Origin of the sequence: Rathayibacter sp. AY1E6 (assembly GCF_002931115.1) — a bacterium.
Classification (GTDB): domain Bacteria; phylum Actinomycetota; class Actinomycetes; order Actinomycetales; family Microbacteriaceae; genus Rathayibacter.
Map to the genome: position 1 here is coordinate 62,337 of NZ_PSVK01000014.1, position 14,593 is coordinate 76,929.

The window sequence follows — 14,593 nt, forward strand, 5'->3', positions numbered from 1 at the left end:
CATGGCCACGCAGACCGCTCTCGACGCCGTGCGCGCCGCTCCCACTCTGCTCGAGGCCGTCCGGATGGCGGATGAGCTGACGGTCGCCGCGGTGAGCGACGGCGGCGGCCGCGCGGTGCGCCTGCTCACCCGCGCAGCTCTGGACCCCTCGGACCAGCTCACCGCGATCGCGGCCGTGCACTCGCTCGCGCAGGTCTTCGACGAGGAGGCCGACCTCGCGCTGCTGATGCTGCTCGAGGACGAGCGCCCGTACCTCCGCGAGCACGCCGCCTGGGCCTTCGGCGGGCGCCTGCCCCGCCCCGCTGCGCTCGGACCGCTGCTGCGCCTGGTCCGCGACGGCGGCTTCTCCGGCATGCTCGCGCAGCGCACCGTCCTGCTCTGGGCCTCCTCGACCCCCGACCTCGTCGCCGTCGCGCTCGAGGGCGCGCTGCTGGGCGAGCGCGAAGCGGCGGCCCGGGCGCGGCTCGTCGAGACCCTGGGCCTCGTGCCCGGCGCGATCGCCGAGCGCACCCTCCTGCACGTGGCCGCCGATCGCGCGGAGGGGCTGGAGGCGCGGGCCGCCGCGACGGACGCGCTCGGCGAGCGCGGCTCCGACGACGCCGAGCTCCTGCTCACCGGCCTGGCCGAGGAGGCGGCGCCGATCGGGCCCCTCGCCCGGCTCGCCCTCGGCGACCTCGCCCCCGCACCGGCCGTGGAGGCCGGGCCGACGGTCGCGCAGCTCTTCGTCCACGCCGACATCGACGGCACCCTGACGCGGGTGGGCGCCGGCGACAACGGCGGCATCGCGACCCTGCTGGTGCGCCTGGGCGACTCCCTCGTCGAGCAGGAGGGCATCGACCGGGTGCTCACGCTCTCGCGCGGGACCCCGGCCGAGGCCGAGCGCGCGCTCGGCGAGCTACCCGACTCCGGCCACGGCTTCGCTCCGGTCCCGTTCGTGGGGCCGCCCGTGGCCATGCCTCAGGCGTGGAGCCGTCGCATCGCCGCCGAGCGCGGCATCCGCCGGATCCTGCGCGCGGCCGGCCGGGTCGACGTGCTGCACCTGCGCATGGCGGACGTGGGAGCCCTCGCGGCGGCCGCGGTCGCCCGGGAGCTCGAGATCCCCGTCGTGTTCACCCTCGCTCCGGACCCGCACGCCCTGATCGCGGGCCTGGACGCCTCCGGCGCCCTCACCCGCGCGGACTTCGGTGAGCGCGACGCCGCCGAGCACTTCTGGTTCCGCGTGCGCCTGGTGCAGCGCCTGGCCGCCGACGCCGCGCACACCGTCCTCTTCCCGCGGGAGGAGCTGGCGGCGACCATCCGCGAGCTGATCGGCGTCGACATCACCGCGCACCCGGAGCGGCACACGATCGTCCCGGAGGGGATCGACGTCGGCCTGGTCGAGCGCGGCGAGGCGGCCGCACGGGCCTCCGCCGCCGGTGAGCCGGTCGCGCTGGACGAGGGCGGGGACCTGGCCTCGCTCGACCTCCTGCTGGAGGAGCTGCCCGAGCACCGCCGCGGCCTCCCGCTGCTGCTCAGCGTGGGCCGCCTGCACCGGGTGAAGGGGATGGCGGCGCTCGCCGAGGCCTGGGCGTCCGACCCCTCGCTCCGGGAGCGCGCCAACCTGCTCCTGGTCGGCGGCGACCTCGCCGACCCGAGTCCCGACGAGCGCGAGCAGCTCGACCGCATCCGCGCCGTCGCGTCCGACGGGCTGCTCCTGGCCGGCCACCGCCCGAACGGGACCGTGGCCCGCTGGCTCGGCTCGATCCGGCACGGCCGACCGGGGCTCTCTGCTCCGGGAGGCGCCTACGTCTGCGCGAGCGTCAAGGAGGAGTTCGGCATCGCCCTCCTCGAGGCGCTCTCCGCAGGACTGGTCGTCGTCGCTCCGGCGACAGGCGGGCCCGCGACCTACGTCGAGGAGGGTGAGACCGGCTTCCTGGTCGACACCGCCGACCCCGCGGCGCTCGCCGCCGGTGCCGCCGCCGCACTGGATCTCGCAGGCGGGCCTCTCGGCGAGCACGCCGCGGCCCGCGGGCGCGCGATGGTCGCCGAGCGCTACACGGTGCAGGCCATGGCTCATGCCCTCTCGGGCGTCTACGCGCACGCGACCGCGGACCAGGAGCGTCCTCTCCGCTCGCCGCTCGTGCTGGGGGCCTCGTGACCCTGCTGATCATCAGCCCCGACTACGCGTCGCACCTGCTGCCGCTGGCGACCCTCGGCACGGCGTGGCAGGAGGCGGGCGAGCGCGTCGTCGTGGCCACCGGCGACGCGACGCGCTCCATCGTGGACGGCTTCGGATTCGAGCACGTCGCGCTCCGGCTGGGGCGCGGCTCCAACCCGGGCACGATCCGCGCGGAGGAGCAGGCGCCCGATGAGGGCGCGTCCCTCCGCGGCTTCTTCGACGCCACCCGGCGCGGGATGGTCCCGACCCTCGCCTACCAGGCGCGGGAACGGCTCACCGACCTGCTCTGGGATCCGTCCGGCGTCGCCGCGCGCCTGCGCGTGATCCTCGACGAGGTGCAGCCCGACGCGATCGTGGTCGATCACCTCGCCTTCACCGCGCGCGTGGCGCTGAAGGCACTCCGCGTGCCCTACGGCGACGTCGTGCTCGGCCACCCCAGCGCGCTCACGGTGCCCGGCGAGGTCTACGGCTTCCCCCCGGTCTGGCCGGACGCCTTCGCTCCGGAGCAGGACGACCTCGATGCGCTCCGCGCCCTCTGCGAGCGTGTGCGCGACTCCTTCACCGCGGAGTGGAACGCCGCCCTCACCACCCTCGACCCCGGGGCGGCGCCCACCGCCGACGCCTTCGCCGAGAGCGGCGACGTCCTGCTGCTCAACTACCCGGGCGAGCTCCACGACTCGGCCCGCACCGCTCAGCTGCCGCCGCACGCGTTCCTCGGCTCCGCCGTCCGCGAGGAGCCCGACGACGCGGAGGTCGAGGAGTGGCTCGCCGCGTCCGAGGATCCGGTCGTCTACGTGAGCTTCGGCAGCTTCCTCTCGGTGCGCGACGACGTGCTCGCCCGGGTCGTCGAGGCCCTGGCCGGCGTCGAGGTCGGGCGCAGGCCCGTCCGGGTGGCTCTCGCCTCCGGCGCGACCGAGCGCTCGGCTCTGGGCGAGATTCCCGAGGGCTGGCTGGTCCGCGGCTTCCTGCCGCAGGTCGCGCTCCTGCGCCGGGCCGTGCTCGCGGTCAGCCACGGCGGCAACAACAGCGTCACGGAGGCGATGACCGCGGGCGTGCCGCTCGTCGTCCTGCCGTTCTCGACGGACCAGTTCGCGGGGGCGGCCGCGCTCGAGGACGCCGGGTTCGCCGCCGTGCTCGACCCCAACGCCGCCTCCGCGGGACAGCTCGCGGAGGCTGCGCGGCGGATGCTCGCACTCGACGCTCCCGCCCGGGAACGGCTGACGGCGCTCGCCGAGGGCCTCGCCCGCGAGACGGGGCCGCAGCGGGCCCTCTCCGCCCTGAGCGGAGCGACCGTCCAGCGCTAGCCTGGGCCCATGATCGAGCCGACACCCCGGGACGCGCCCCTGCGCGCCGAGCGGGACGCTGGGCGGGCGGAGCCGATGCTGGGCGCTCTCGGCGCGTTCGGGCGCTTCGAGGGGATCGTCCCTCCGCTGTTCGAGGCGGCCGTGCGGATCCTGCACCCCTCCGACGACCCGCCCCGGCGCTGGCGCGAGGTCGCCGAGCGGGAGGGGACGCTCCTGCATCCGCTCGCGCAGTGGTACTCGCTCACCGGCGAGCATCCCGACGAGTACGCGGAGCCCCGCCTCGGAGTGCTCCCGCTCGACGAGCTCGCGGCCGTCGCCGCCGTGCTCGCGGAGCACACGAGCACCCCCGACGACTGCCTCGCCGTGTTCTGGGAGGGGTTCGGCGTGCTGAGCGGCGGGTCGCGGATCCTGATCTCCCGCGCGGACGCCTCGGACGAGCTGCCCGAGTGGATGAGCGACACCCGGCCGACCGGCTGGGAGCACCCCGAGACCGCCGCCGCGGCGACGGTCGAGCTGCCGGGGCGGGAGGGGCCTCTGCTCTCGCTCGACGTCAGGGTGCTCGAGGACACCGCGTGGGCGCGCGCGGCGGGCTTCGCCGACGCCTCCGGGCTCGTCGTGCAGACTCCACTCGCGCTCTGGCCGGAGGACCGGGCCTGGTACCTCGCGAGCGAGGTCGACTTCGACTCGACGCTGATCGGCGGCTCGCGCGCCCTCGTCGACGACCTGCTGCGGGTCTCCTCCACCGGGCGGATCGAGGCGCTCCTCCTGCCGGAGCAGGTGGACCTCACGAGCACCGGTGACCGGCTCAACCCGAGGCGGCGGTGACGGGATGAGCGACGAGGACGACGAGCGCTGGCTCGTGGTGAAGGGCCGCCGATGGCGGCGCACCGACCCCTCGCTGCCGGAGGACGTGGTCGCCGGCCTCACCTCGCACCTCGGGCGCGGGCGCTCGGGAGTGCGCTCCGCCAGGCTGCACGAGGACGCGGAGGCGGAGGCGCTGGCGCGCAGGAGGGTCGGGCTCGCCAAGCGCGGGCTGGGCGAGCGCGGACCGGCATGGTGGGACGAGCCCGAGGCCGATCGTCTCGAGCGCGCCCGCGAGGCGCTGCGGGCGCTCGAGGAGCTCGACGCTCCGGAGGACTGACTCGGCTTCTGCATCCCCCGAGCGTGCTCGCCGGGCGAGGCGGGCGGGGAGTGCCCGAGCGGATCCGGGGAGAGCGCGCGGAACCGCGGCCTGTGGAGGACGACCGCCCCCGCGGAGGCCGCGGACCGAGGCCGCCCGCCGAGGCCGCGAGCCGAGCCTGCCCGCCCCTAGCGGAACCTCACCACGAAGCCGTCCTCCGGCCCGGTCGGGAAGCTCTGCAGGCTCACGCGCAGATCCTGCCCGTCCTCGACGTCGTACGGGTGCCCCGCGGCCAGGAGCTCCAGCGCCGCGGACAGCAGGTCGACGGTCGCCGGCTCGCCCGGGCACCGGTGGTCGCCTCCGTAGTGCCCGCCGCCCTGGGCGATGAAGCCGTTGCGGTCGACCGGCGACCGGAACCGCTCCGGATCGAAGCGGCCCGGCGCCTCCCAGTGCGAGCCGTGGTCCGTCGCGTAGAGGTCGAGCAGCATCCACTGCCCCGCGGGAAGCGTCTCGCCGCGGAAGTCCAGCTCCCGGCGGGCCCTTCCTCCGACCATCGGGAAGAACGGGTAGAAGCGCCGCACCTCGTTCGCGAACGCGACGCGCTCCTCCTGGTCGGCGAGCCGCTCGCGCCACTCCGGATGCCGGTGCAGCGCGAGCGCCGCCAGCACCACGAAGCGCCCCACCGCGACCGTGGGCCGCAGCACGTTGATCAGCTCCACCGCGGCGACCTCGACGGGCAGGAGGCCGCCGTCCTCCTTCTCGTGCGCGATCCGGTGCAGGGGAGTCGGGGAGGGTCCGGCCGTCCGGTTCGCCTCGATCAGGCCGCGCGCCCACCGCTCGGTCGAGCGGCGGCGGAGTCGCGCGGCCCAGTTGGGCGGGCCGAAGCGCCCGGCGTTGTCGATCATCGCCCGGAGCTCGTCCGTGCGCCGCAGCACCTCCTCCTCGTCGGCCTCGATGCCGGCCCACGACAGGACCGCGCGGCCCAGGACCTCCGCGGCGACGTCCTGGAGGCGGACCCGCTCGCCCGTCAGCCGGGCGGCGGACGCCTGCCACTCCCGCGCGAAGGCCGAGACCAGCCTCGACCGCTGCTCGGGCGTCTCCACCAGATCCAGGAACATCCGCTTCCGCCGCCGGTGCGCCTCGTCCTCGAGGGTCTGCACGCTGCCCTCGTCCTGCAGGAGGTGCAGCACGGAGCCGGGCAGCGCGCCCTCGCGGTCGAAGCGCCCGCCCTCGTAGAAGAAGCGCGCCGCCTCGATGCCGCGCGCCATGATCACGGGCCGTCCGAGGATCCGGGTGCGGAACGCGTCCGCGCCCACGTCGTCGAAGCGCCGCGTCCCGAAGAGGTAGCCGTCGGCGAGGACGGCCGCGCTGCTGTCGACCGCGGGGAGGACGGGGATCGAGGCGGCGATCAGCCGGCCGATCCCTCGGTGTCGTCGCCCTCGGCCTGCGAGGGCTTGTCGACGCCCGCGTCGTCGACGTGGTCGTGGTTCCGCGGGTTCTCCTGCGGCTGCTCGGTCCGGTCGGTCATGGTGCTCCTCTCGCGTCGGCGCGGTGCGCGCCTCGCGGCCACGGTAGGAAGAGCGCGGCGGACCCGGGTACCCCGTTGACTCGCGGGGGAGGGGCGGGCAGACTCCGCCGCCCTCAGCGCCTCCGCAGGAGGATCGGCGCGGTCGCCCAGACCACCGCGAGCAGCAGCAGCACGCCTCCGCCCGCCCAGAGGCCCGCCGGCCCGCCCAGCACGACGTCGAACACGAAGCCCACGACTCCGACGAACAGCAGCGATCCCGCCGCGAGGCACACCGTGACCACCCGGTTGCCGAACCGCACCAGCTCGGCCTTCCTCCGCCGCTGGAACAGCAGCCGGTGGGCGATGACGGGCGCCAGCGCCAGGATCGTGACGCACGCGGCGAGCAGGACGAGCACGAGGTAGAGCGCCACGTCGGGCGGCGCGAGGTCGGCGAAGCGCTGCTGGAAGCACAGCGTCAGCAGGAAGCCGCCCAGGATCTGCGTGCCGGTCTGCACGACCCGCAGCTCCTGCAGGATCTCGTTCCAGTTGCGGTCGGATCGCTCCTCCACCGTCTCGTCGCGACCGGAGTCGGGGGCGGAGGGGTCGACGGGTCGGTCGCTCATGGGACGAGGGTAGAGCTCAGGCGAGCAGGGACTCCGCCAGCGAGATCGCCCCGCGCACCCCGGACTCGTCGCCGAGGGCCGGGCGCACGATGCGGATCCGCCCGCCGCCCGTCCCCGTCGCTCCGGGCGCGCCCATCAGCCGCTCGACCTCGGCCTCGACCGCGGGGACGAGCCCGGGCGTCTTCGACACGCCTCCGCCGAGGACCGCGAGCCGCACGCCCGTGACGTAGGCGAGCGTCGTGACGAGCTGCGCGAGGTAGTAGGAGCTGAATCGGAGGTTCGCGGCCGCCTCCTCGGGGCCGAGGCGGGAGCCGTCGACGCCCCAGCGCGCCGAGATCGCGGGACCGGCGACCAGGCCCTCGAGGCAGTCGCCGTGGAAGGGGCAGGTGCCGGCGAAGCCGTCCTCGGGGTGGCGGCGGGGCAGCAGGTGCGCGACCTCGGGCCAGCCGCTGCCGGCGAGGAGCCGTCCGCCCGCGATCACGCCGCCGCCGACTCCGGTGCCGACCGTCAGGTAGACGAAGTCGTCGACTCCGGCGCCCCAGCGGGCCTCGCCCAGGGCGGCTCCGTTGACGTCGGTGACCAGCGCGAGCCGGGCGCCCGGTGCGGCCGCGCCGATCGGGCCGAGGACGTCGGTGCCCTCCCAGCCGAGCTTCGGCGTGGAGGTGAGGTGCCCGTAGGTCGGCGAGCCGGGATCGATGTCGAGCGGGCCGAAGGAGGCGACGCCGACCGCGGCGACGGTGCCGTCGACTCCGTGGCCGCTGACGAAGCCGGCCAGATCGGCGAGCGTCTCCGCGGGCCCGCGGGTCGGCAGGGTCGTCGTCGCGAGGATCCGCTCGGGATCAGCGGCGTCGGCGACCGCCGCGACGACCTTCGTGCCCCCGGTCTCGATGCCGACGAGGAGGGGACGGTCGGCGGTGGCGCTCATGGATCTCCAGGGCTCGTGCGGTGCGTCTCGGGTCTCAGCAGGCGGACAGCGAGCGCACCTGCGCCGACAGGGTCAGGGGGCTGCCGAGGAGCAGCACCTGATCGAGGTCGTGGCCCTGCATCTTCACACGGGTGCTGCGCGGCAGGCAGGTCGGCTCGCTGAGGTAGAGCGGGGCGCCCTGCTTCGCGGCGACCGGGCCGACGGCCAGCGCGTCGGCGAAGCCGGTGGCGGTCGCGAGGTAGACGGTGTCGCCCAGCTCGGACGGCGGGAAGACGTCGTTGAGGTGTCGGCTGGTGTCGTGGCGGTCCGTCCCGGCGATGCGCGACACGGTGTCGGCGATCTTCGCGGCGCGGAGGTCGGCCTCCACGGCGGTCGAGATCGACGGCGCACCGCCGAGCAACTGCACGGAGGAGGGGTCGAGTCCGGCGAGGGTGTCACGGGTCGGCTGGTCGAGGCGCGAGCGGGCGCCGTCGACGAGGAGGACGGGCTCGGCGCGGCGGCCGGCGATCGGCGCGACCGAGAGGGCGTCCGGGAAGTTGGTGCCGGTCGCGACGAAGACGTTCTCGTAGCTGCCGTCGGGGAAGGCGTCCTCGACGATCCGGCGCGAGGTGTCGTAGCGGTCGACGCCCTCGATGCGCTCGGTCGGGATCCCGAGGGCCTTCACCTGCTGGAGCACCGACTCGCTCACGGAGAGGGCGCTGCCGACCACGACGATCCGCTGCGGGGCGAGGCGGCGCAGCTCGGCCGCCACCACGGCGGGCAGGACGCTCGGGTCGGTGAGCAGGAGGGCGCCGCGCTGCTTCGCGGCGGCGGGGCCGGCGCTCAGCGCGTCCGGCCAGTTCGCTCCGCTGGCGAGGTAGACGACGGGGGCGCCGTCGGCGAATCCGGAGGCGGTCACCGCGACGGCGGTCGCGTACCGGTCGGTCCCGGCGAGGCGGGCGACGTCGGAGGAGTAGGCGGACGGGAAGAAGTCGATGCCGCTGCGGCCGCCCGGCGGCACGGAGACGACCGCGCGCTCGTCGAGGCGGGCCAGGCGCGAGAAGTACTGGTCGTCGTAGGCGGGGTACCCCGGCTCCACGAGGCGCAGGAGGTAGTCGCCGGCGGGCAGGGCGAGGTCGCCCGTGTCCCACGCGCGGGCGGCGCCGGGGGCTCCGGTGACGGGGACGGTGTCGAGCAGCGAGTACGTCCCTCCGTCGACCCACCAGGCCTGCACGTCGAAGGAGGGGGAGGAGACGCCCGGGACCGCGTCGGCGGTGACCGATCCGGACAGCTCGGCGCTGCGCAGGAGGGAGATGGCGACGGACTCGTCGGTCCCCCGGGTCGTCCTCGCGGCCTCGGCGACCGGGGTGTCGCCGAACCAGGTCGGGTACCAGTCGTCGCTGCCGATCAGGTTCGCGCGGACGGTGAGGGGCTCGCCGCCGGGAACGGGGAGGGAGAAGTCCGCGCCCGTGTTCGCCTGGGCGACCACGTCCCCTTCGGCGTCCTCGACCTGGACGTAGAAGTACGGGTTCTCGGGGGCGGGGTGCTCCTCATCGGCGTCGCGGAGCGCGATGGTGCCGGAGAGGACGACCTCGGCGGCCGCCTCCTGCGCGGCGCTCGCGCCCGGGAGATCGGGGGCGGCGACGGCCGGACCGGCGGCGAGGCCGGCCAGCAGGAGAGCGGAGACGCCGATCGCGGCGAGGGGGCGTGCGGGCACGGCGGGCCTTTCGGCAGGATCCGCGGGAGGCCGCGGCGGACACGGTGTCTGAATGCTAGCCGCCGCCCGCCTCCCGGCGAGGGCGGGTGTCGGCGGGATGGGCCCCCGTCCGGGGGACGATGGTGGTGGATTCCCGGGGCCGCCGGAGGAGTCCGCGCAAGCAGACTCCCCCGGCGACCCGGGTCGGATCCCCTACTTGACGACCGCTGCGGTGGCGGCGGAGGTGCGCGTCGCCGTCGTGTAGTCGGCCTTCTTGCCGGTGACGGTCACCGTGATCTTCTTCCCCACCGTGGCGCTGGTCGGCTTGTAGGTGGCGGAGGTCGCCCCGGAGATCGCGGTGCCGTTCGCCTTCCACTGGTAGGTGAGGGCCACCGGCGAGGGACCCCAGGTGCCCGGCTTGGCGGTCAGGGTGGAGCCGACCTTCGCGGTGCCGGTGATCGTCGGGGTCGCGGCGGAGAGGGTGCCCGCCACCACGGCGCTCGTCTTCGCGGAGGTCTTCGTCACGGCGGTGAATCCGGCCTTCGACCCTGTGACCGTCACGGTGATCGTCTTGCCGAGAGTGGCGCCGGTCGGCGTGTACGTCGCAGACGTCGCCCCGCTCAGAGCGGTGCCGTTCGCCTTCCACTGGTAGGCGAGGGCGACGGGGGAGGGGCCCCAGGTGCCGGGCTTCGCGGTGAGGGTCGAGCCGACCTTCGCCGTGCCGCTGATGGTCGGCGTCGCAGCGGTGATCGCGCCGCCGGTCACGGCAGCGGTCCCGGAGGAGACCCGCGTGGTCGAGACGTAGCCCGACTTCGAGCCCGTGACGGCGACGGTGATCACCCTGCCCGCGTCGCCCGCGACCGGACGGTACGTGGTGCCGGTCGCCCCGCTGATCGCGGTGCCGTTCGCGCGCCACTGGTACGCGAGGGCGACAGGGGAGGGACCCCAGGTGCCGGCGCTCGCCGTGAGCGTCGAGCCGACCGCGGCGGTGCCGGTGACGGTCGGAGTCGCGGCGGTGAGGGCGGTGCCGCCGATGCGCACGACGGTCGAAGCCGGCCCGCTGTCGCCTCCGGCGTTGATCGCGCTGACGCTCATCGTGTAGGTGGCGCCCGCCGCCAGGTGCGTGAACGTGAAGGAGCGTGCGGTGGCGGCGACCGTCGTCGACCACGGACCGGCGCCCGCGTTGTCGACGCCGTTGCGCGAGACGCGGTAGCCGGTGATCGCCGGGTTTCCGGCCGACTCCGGAGGAGACCATGAGATCGTCGCGGATCGCACGCTGTCGTTCGTGGTGCCGGCGACGCGCGTGGGGACGGAGGGGGCGAAGTAGGCGTCGGCGGTGCGGGTGACCGTTGCCGCTTCGCTGGTGCCGACGTCATTGATCGCTTGAACGGTGAAGGTGTAACTCGTGTTCGGGCGAAGATTCGTGAAGGTCTGCGAGCGGCGGTCGGCTGAGACGACGGTCGACCAGGGGCCGCTGCCGGACGCGTCGGTGCCGTTGCGGCTGACCCTGTAGCCCGTGATGTCGGTGCCGCCGTCGGCGTAGGGCGCCTCCCATGAAACGGTCATCGACGTGCCGCTGGGCTCCGCGTACGCGAAGTTCGGAGCGCTCGGAGCCGTTGTACCGGTGCCGAAGGAGACGCAGTTCTTCGGAGAGTCGAGGTAATCGGCGAATTCAGCGTCGCGCGACTTCTCGAACCAGGACGCGGCCCAGATGCAGTACTCGTAGCGGTGGCCGGCGGCCACGTCGAGATTCTGCGACGTCGTCGTAAGGGCGTATTCGGCTTCGTATCCGCGCGGGTCATCCCAGTCGTCGTCGTAGTCGGCGAAGTCCTCGAGTGTCGCGTGGTACTCGTCGAATGAGCACGGCTGCCCATTGATCGACGGCCTCTTCCATCGGGCGGAAGCCAGCGACGTGGATTCGTCGTAGGCGACCGAGAGCTCGGCCGGTGCAGGAACATTCCAGTAGTGGAGGATGCTCGTCGTGGTACCAGCGCTCTGAGTCGGCGAAGCGACAAGCGGTACACCATCGGATCCACCGTCGAACGGTGCGGAAAGGTCGGTGACGCTTGCGATCTCGACGTAGTAGTGATCGACGTTTCTTGGTAGGTCGAACACAGTCGATGACCTGTTGCCCACCTCCTTGAGTTCTGTTGTTGTCGTCTCGGTGTCGCCGAACCAGGATTGGTGGATCGAGTAGACGTGGATTCTGTATCCAGCCACTGGACTACGCGAGGCGGTCCAGGAGACGGTGACCGCATCGGTGCAGTCGTTGTCGGTCACGGTCACGTTCGTCGGCGCGGCCGGCGATCCTGCGGCCTGGGCCGGGGTCGCGACGAAGAGGGAGAGGAGCAGGGCGAGGAAAAGGGAGACGCTGAGGGTCTTCGTTCGCATGGAGGAGGGCATCCGGATTCGTCGGAGCGAGAAGGCCGACGACTGTCGGGCCGGAGGGATCGTCCCATGCCGCTTATCGCTGCACTAAGTCCCCCATTCAGGGCGGAATTCGACGGATTCGACAGATGTCATCAGCGCGATGACAGGCGAGAGGGAGAAGGCCTTCTCCCCGAGAGGCGCAACGACGTCCCTTCGAAAGCCCCTGCCTGAGGGCGAGAGAAAGGAGCCGCGACGGCATCACAGCGCCCCGCGCGAGAGCCGCGGCGGTTTCCCGCGCCACACCCGGTGTCCACGCGCGTTCCGTGCGCCTCACGGCGAAAACCGCACGATCCTCGCGTGCAAGACTGGGCGCGAGCGTGCTCCATCCCGCTGCGTCATGCGCGGGGCACGGAGCCACTGGACCCGGTCCGCTCATCCGCATCCTTTCGCAGGAGGACTCGAATGACCGATACCGCCGTGCTCGCCGAGGCACCCGCCCGAACCCCCGTCGCGAAGACGATCCTGATGTGCCGTCCCGAGCACTTCACCGTCGTCTACCGCATCAATCCGTGGATGGACCCGCAGGTCCCCACCGACACCTCCCTCGCCGTCCGGCAGTGGCAGACCCTCTACGACACCTACGCCGATCTCGGCTTCACGATCGAGCTGATCGAGCCCGAGGCCGGACTGCCGGACATGGTCTACGCGGCCAACGGCGGATTCGTGATCGACGGCATCGCCTACGGTGCCTCCTTCACCTACCCCGAGCGCCAGCCCGAGGGCCCGGCGTACATGGACTGGTTCCGCTCGGCCGGCTTCGACGTCCGCGTCCCCGAGGAGGTCAACGAGGGCGAGGGCGACTTCCTCCTCGTCGGCGAGCGGATCCTCGCCGGCACGGGCTTCCGCTCCGCCTCCGACTCGCACGCCGAGGTCGCCCGCGTCTTCGGCCGCGAGGTCGTCACGCTCGAGCTCGTGAACCCGTCGTTCTACCACCTCGACACCGCGATCGCCGTGCTCGACGACACGAACATCGCCTACCTACCGAGCGCGTTCAGCGAGGAGGGCAACCGCACCCTCCGCGAGCTCTACCCCGACGCGATCCTCGTCTCGGAGGAGGACGCGTCCGTGCTCGGGCTCAACTCCTTCTCCGACGGCCTCAACGTCGTCATCGCGTCCCGCGCGACGGGCTTCGAGCGCCAGCTGCGCGAGCGCGGCTACAACCCGATCGGCGTCGACCTGTCGGAGCTGCTGCTCGGCGGCGGCGGCGTGAAGTGCTGCACGCTCGAGCTGCGCCGCTGACCCACTCCCCGTGGTCGGCGACCAGCAGCGCCGACCCACCCTCCACTGTCCACGATCCGTCGCACTCGACGCCGAGTGCGACGACTCCTGGAGAGTCGATCGTCCCCTCAGGAGGAACGACATGAGCATCACCGACACCGACACCGCCCGCTCCGCCGCCCTCATCGCCGCGGAGGAGGAGCACGCCGCCCACAACTACCACCCGCTGCCCGTCGTCGCGGCCACCAGCGACGGCGCCTGGATCACCGACGTCGAGGGCGTCCGCTACCTCGACTGCCTCGCCGCCTACTCCGCCGTGAACTTCGGCCACTCGCACCCGGTGCTGCTGGAGGCGGCCCGCGAGCAGCTCGGCCGCGTCACCCTGACCAGCCGCGCGTTCCACAACGACCGCCTCGGCCCGTTCGTCACGGCGCTCGCCGCGCTCGCCGGCAAGGACATGGTCCTGCCGATGAACACGGGCGCGGAGGCGGTCGAGTCGGGCATCAAGGTCGCCCGCGCCTGGGGCTACCGGGTCAAGGGCGTCGCTCCGGGCCGGGCGAACATCATCGTCGCGGCGGGCAACTTCCACGGTCGCACGACCACGATCATCTCGTTCAGCGACGACGCGGAGGCGCGCGACGGCTTCGCCCCGTTCACGCCCGGATTCCGCACGGTCCCGTTCGGCGACGCGGAAGCCCTCGAGGCCGCGATCGACGACGACACCGTGGCGGTGCTGATCGAGCCGATCCAGGGCGAGGCGGGCATCGTCGTGCCGCCGGCCGACTACCTCCCGGCCGTCCGCGAGATCACCGCGCGCCGCAACGTCCTCTTCATCGCCGACGAGATCCAGTCCGGCCTCGGCCGCACCGGCGCCACCTTCGCCTGCGACCTGGTCGGAGTCGTCCCCGACGTCTACCTGCTCGGCAAGGCGCTCGGCGGCGGCATCGTCCCCGTCTCGGCCGTGGTCGCGGACGCCGACGTGCTCGGCGTCCTGCAGCCGGGCCAGCACGGCTCCACCTTCGGCGGCAACCCGCTCGCCGCGGCCGTCGGCCTCGCAGTCGTCGAGATGCTCGCGACCGGCGAGTACCAGGCCCTCGCCCGCGAGCGCGGCGCGCAGCTGCACGCGCGCCTCGAGGCGCTGATCGGCCGCGGAGTGGTCGCCGTCCGCGGCGCCGGACTCTGGGCCGGCATCGACATCGACCCGCGGCTCGCCTCGGGCCGCGCCGTCTGCGAGGCCCTGATGGCCCGCGGAGTGCTGGCCAAGGACACGCACGGCTCGACGATCCGCCTGGCGCCGCCGCTCGTGGTCACCGCCGCCGAGATCGACTTCGCCGTCGACGAGCTGGAGGCCGTGCTCGAGTCGCTGCGCTGAGGCGCACCGTCCTCCCTCCGCGAGGTGCCGCTCCGGTTCGCGACACGCTGTGTCCGGCGAACCCGAGTGGCATCCCGCGGGAGGGGGGAGAGACATGTTGAGACGGGACGTCTCGATGTCGCGGCAGGCCGTCGCCGCTTTGCAATATGCGCGCGATGAGCACACCTCTCCCGCCGGAGAACACCCCGCCCTCGTCCCCCGACCAGCCCGCAGCAGGCCCCGCCTACGGCACGGCGAGACCGCCGAGGACGACGCCGGTGA

11 protein-coding genes are annotated in these 14,593 nt (G+C 73.6%); 6 read left to right on the plus strand and 5 right to left on the minus strand.

Going from position 1 to position 14,593, the window contains the following annotated elements; genetic code table 11:
- The first annotated feature begins 1 nt into the window (after nucleotide 1).
- The 4 genes from C5C46_RS11965 to C5C46_RS11980 are packed head-to-tail and all read left to right on the plus strand — an operon-like array spanning nucleotide 2 to nucleotide 4,603.
- Complete coding sequence (locus tag C5C46_RS11965; protein ID WP_104226829.1) at nucleotides 2–2,137, plus strand: glycosyltransferase family 4 protein; 2,136 nt, start codon at nucleotides 2–4, stop codon at nucleotides 2,135–2,137.
- Complete coding sequence (locus tag C5C46_RS11970) at nucleotides 2,134–3,462, plus strand: glycosyltransferase (RefSeq protein ID WP_104226830.1); 1,329 nt, start codon at nucleotides 2,134–2,136, stop codon at nucleotides 3,460–3,462. The genes C5C46_RS11965 and C5C46_RS11970 overlap by 4 nt, the downstream gene beginning before the upstream one ends.
- A 9-nt stretch (nucleotides 3,463–3,471) precedes the next feature.
- Nucleotides 3,472–4,287 carry a hypothetical protein gene (locus C5C46_RS11975; protein ID WP_104226831.1) on the plus strand — a complete coding sequence of 272 codons (816 nt, stop codon included), beginning with the start codon at nucleotides 3,472–3,474 and terminating at the stop codon, nucleotides 4,285–4,287.
- Nucleotides 4,288–4,291: 4 nt separating this feature from the next.
- Nucleotides 4,292–4,603 carry a biopolymer transporter Tol gene (locus C5C46_RS11980; protein WP_104226832.1) on the plus strand — a complete coding sequence of 104 codons (312 nt, stop codon included), beginning with the start codon at nucleotides 4,292–4,294 and terminating at the stop codon, nucleotides 4,601–4,603.
- A gap of 167 nt (nucleotides 4,604–4,770) precedes the next feature.
- Here the strand turns inward: C5C46_RS11980 and C5C46_RS11985 are convergent, their stop codons facing one another.
- The 5 genes from C5C46_RS11985 to C5C46_RS12005 form a co-directional block, all read right to left on the minus strand.
- Nucleotides 4,771–5,898 carry a cytochrome P450 gene (locus C5C46_RS11985; protein ID WP_219812299.1) on the minus strand — a complete coding sequence of 376 codons (1,128 nt, stop codon included), beginning with the start codon at nucleotides 5,896–5,898 and terminating at the stop codon, nucleotides 4,771–4,773.
- A 325-nt stretch (nucleotides 5,899–6,223) separates the two neighbouring features.
- Nucleotides 6,224–6,712 carry a DUF6328 family protein gene (locus C5C46_RS11990; protein WP_104226834.1) on the minus strand — a complete coding sequence of 163 codons (489 nt, stop codon included), beginning with the start codon at nucleotides 6,710–6,712 and terminating at the stop codon, nucleotides 6,224–6,226.
- A 16-nt stretch (nucleotides 6,713–6,728) separates the two neighbouring features.
- The gene (locus tag C5C46_RS11995; RefSeq protein WP_104226835.1) at nucleotides 6,729–7,637 is read right to left on the minus strand and encodes an ROK family protein; all 909 of its coding nucleotides are present in this window, start codon (nucleotides 7,635–7,637) and stop codon (nucleotides 6,729–6,731) included.
- 34 nt (nucleotides 7,638–7,671) lie between these two features.
- On the minus strand, nucleotides 7,672–9,333 hold the full coding sequence (locus tag C5C46_RS12000; protein ID WP_104226836.1) for a cell wall-binding repeat-containing protein: 1,662 nt from the start codon (nucleotides 9,331–9,333) through the stop codon (nucleotides 7,672–7,674).
- A 192-nt stretch (nucleotides 9,334–9,525) separates the two neighbouring features.
- Nucleotides 9,526–11,703, minus strand: coding sequence for a fibronectin type III domain-containing protein (locus C5C46_RS12005; RefSeq protein ID WP_181136519.1), 2,178 nt, complete (start codon nucleotides 11,701–11,703; stop codon nucleotides 9,526–9,528).
- A 441-nt stretch (nucleotides 11,704–12,144) separates the two neighbouring features.
- Here C5C46_RS12005 and ddaH point away from each other — a divergent pair, with 441 nt between their 5' ends.
- Both ddaH and rocD read left to right on the plus strand, forming a co-directional pair.
- Complete coding sequence (gene ddaH, locus C5C46_RS12010) at nucleotides 12,145–12,981, plus strand: dimethylargininase (RefSeq protein WP_104226838.1); 837 nt, start codon at nucleotides 12,145–12,147, stop codon at nucleotides 12,979–12,981.
- A 121-nt stretch (nucleotides 12,982–13,102) separates the two neighbouring features.
- A complete protein-coding gene (gene rocD, locus C5C46_RS12015; RefSeq protein ID WP_181136520.1) occupies nucleotides 13,103–14,332 on the plus strand; it encodes an ornithine--oxo-acid transaminase in 1,230 nt (409 codons plus the stop codon).
- Nucleotides 14,333–14,593: the final 261 nt, after the last annotated feature.

Bases quoted from the DNA above. Each gene is read 5' to 3' on its own strand.
- C5C46_RS11965 (WP_104226829.1), top strand. From the start codon at position 2: ATGGCCACGCAGACCGCTCTCGACGCCGTGCGCGCCGCTCCCACTCTG.
- C5C46_RS11975 (WP_104226831.1), top strand. From the start codon at position 3,472: ATGATCGAGCCGACACCCCGGGACGCGCCCCTGCGCGCCGAGCGGGAC.
- C5C46_RS11980 (WP_104226832.1), top strand. From the start codon at position 4,292: ATGAGCGACGAGGACGACGAGCGCTGGCTCGTGGTGAAGGGCCGCCGA.
- C5C46_RS11990 (WP_104226834.1), bottom strand. From the start codon at position 6,712: ATGAGCGACCGACCCGTCGACCCCTCCGCCCCCGACTCCGGTCGCGAC.
- C5C46_RS11995 (WP_104226835.1), bottom strand. From the start codon at position 7,637: ATGAGCGCCACCGCCGACCGTCCCCTCCTCGTCGGCATCGAGACCGGG.
- C5C46_RS12005 (WP_181136519.1), bottom strand. From the start codon at position 11,703: ATGCGAACGAAGACCCTCAGCGTCTCCCTTTTCCTCGCCCTGCTCCTC.
- ddaH (WP_104226838.1), top strand. From the start codon at position 12,145: ATGACCGATACCGCCGTGCTCGCCGAGGCACCCGCCCGAACCCCCGTC.
- rocD (WP_181136520.1), top strand. From the start codon at position 13,103: ATGAGCATCACCGACACCGACACCGCCCGCTCCGCCGCCCTCATCGCC.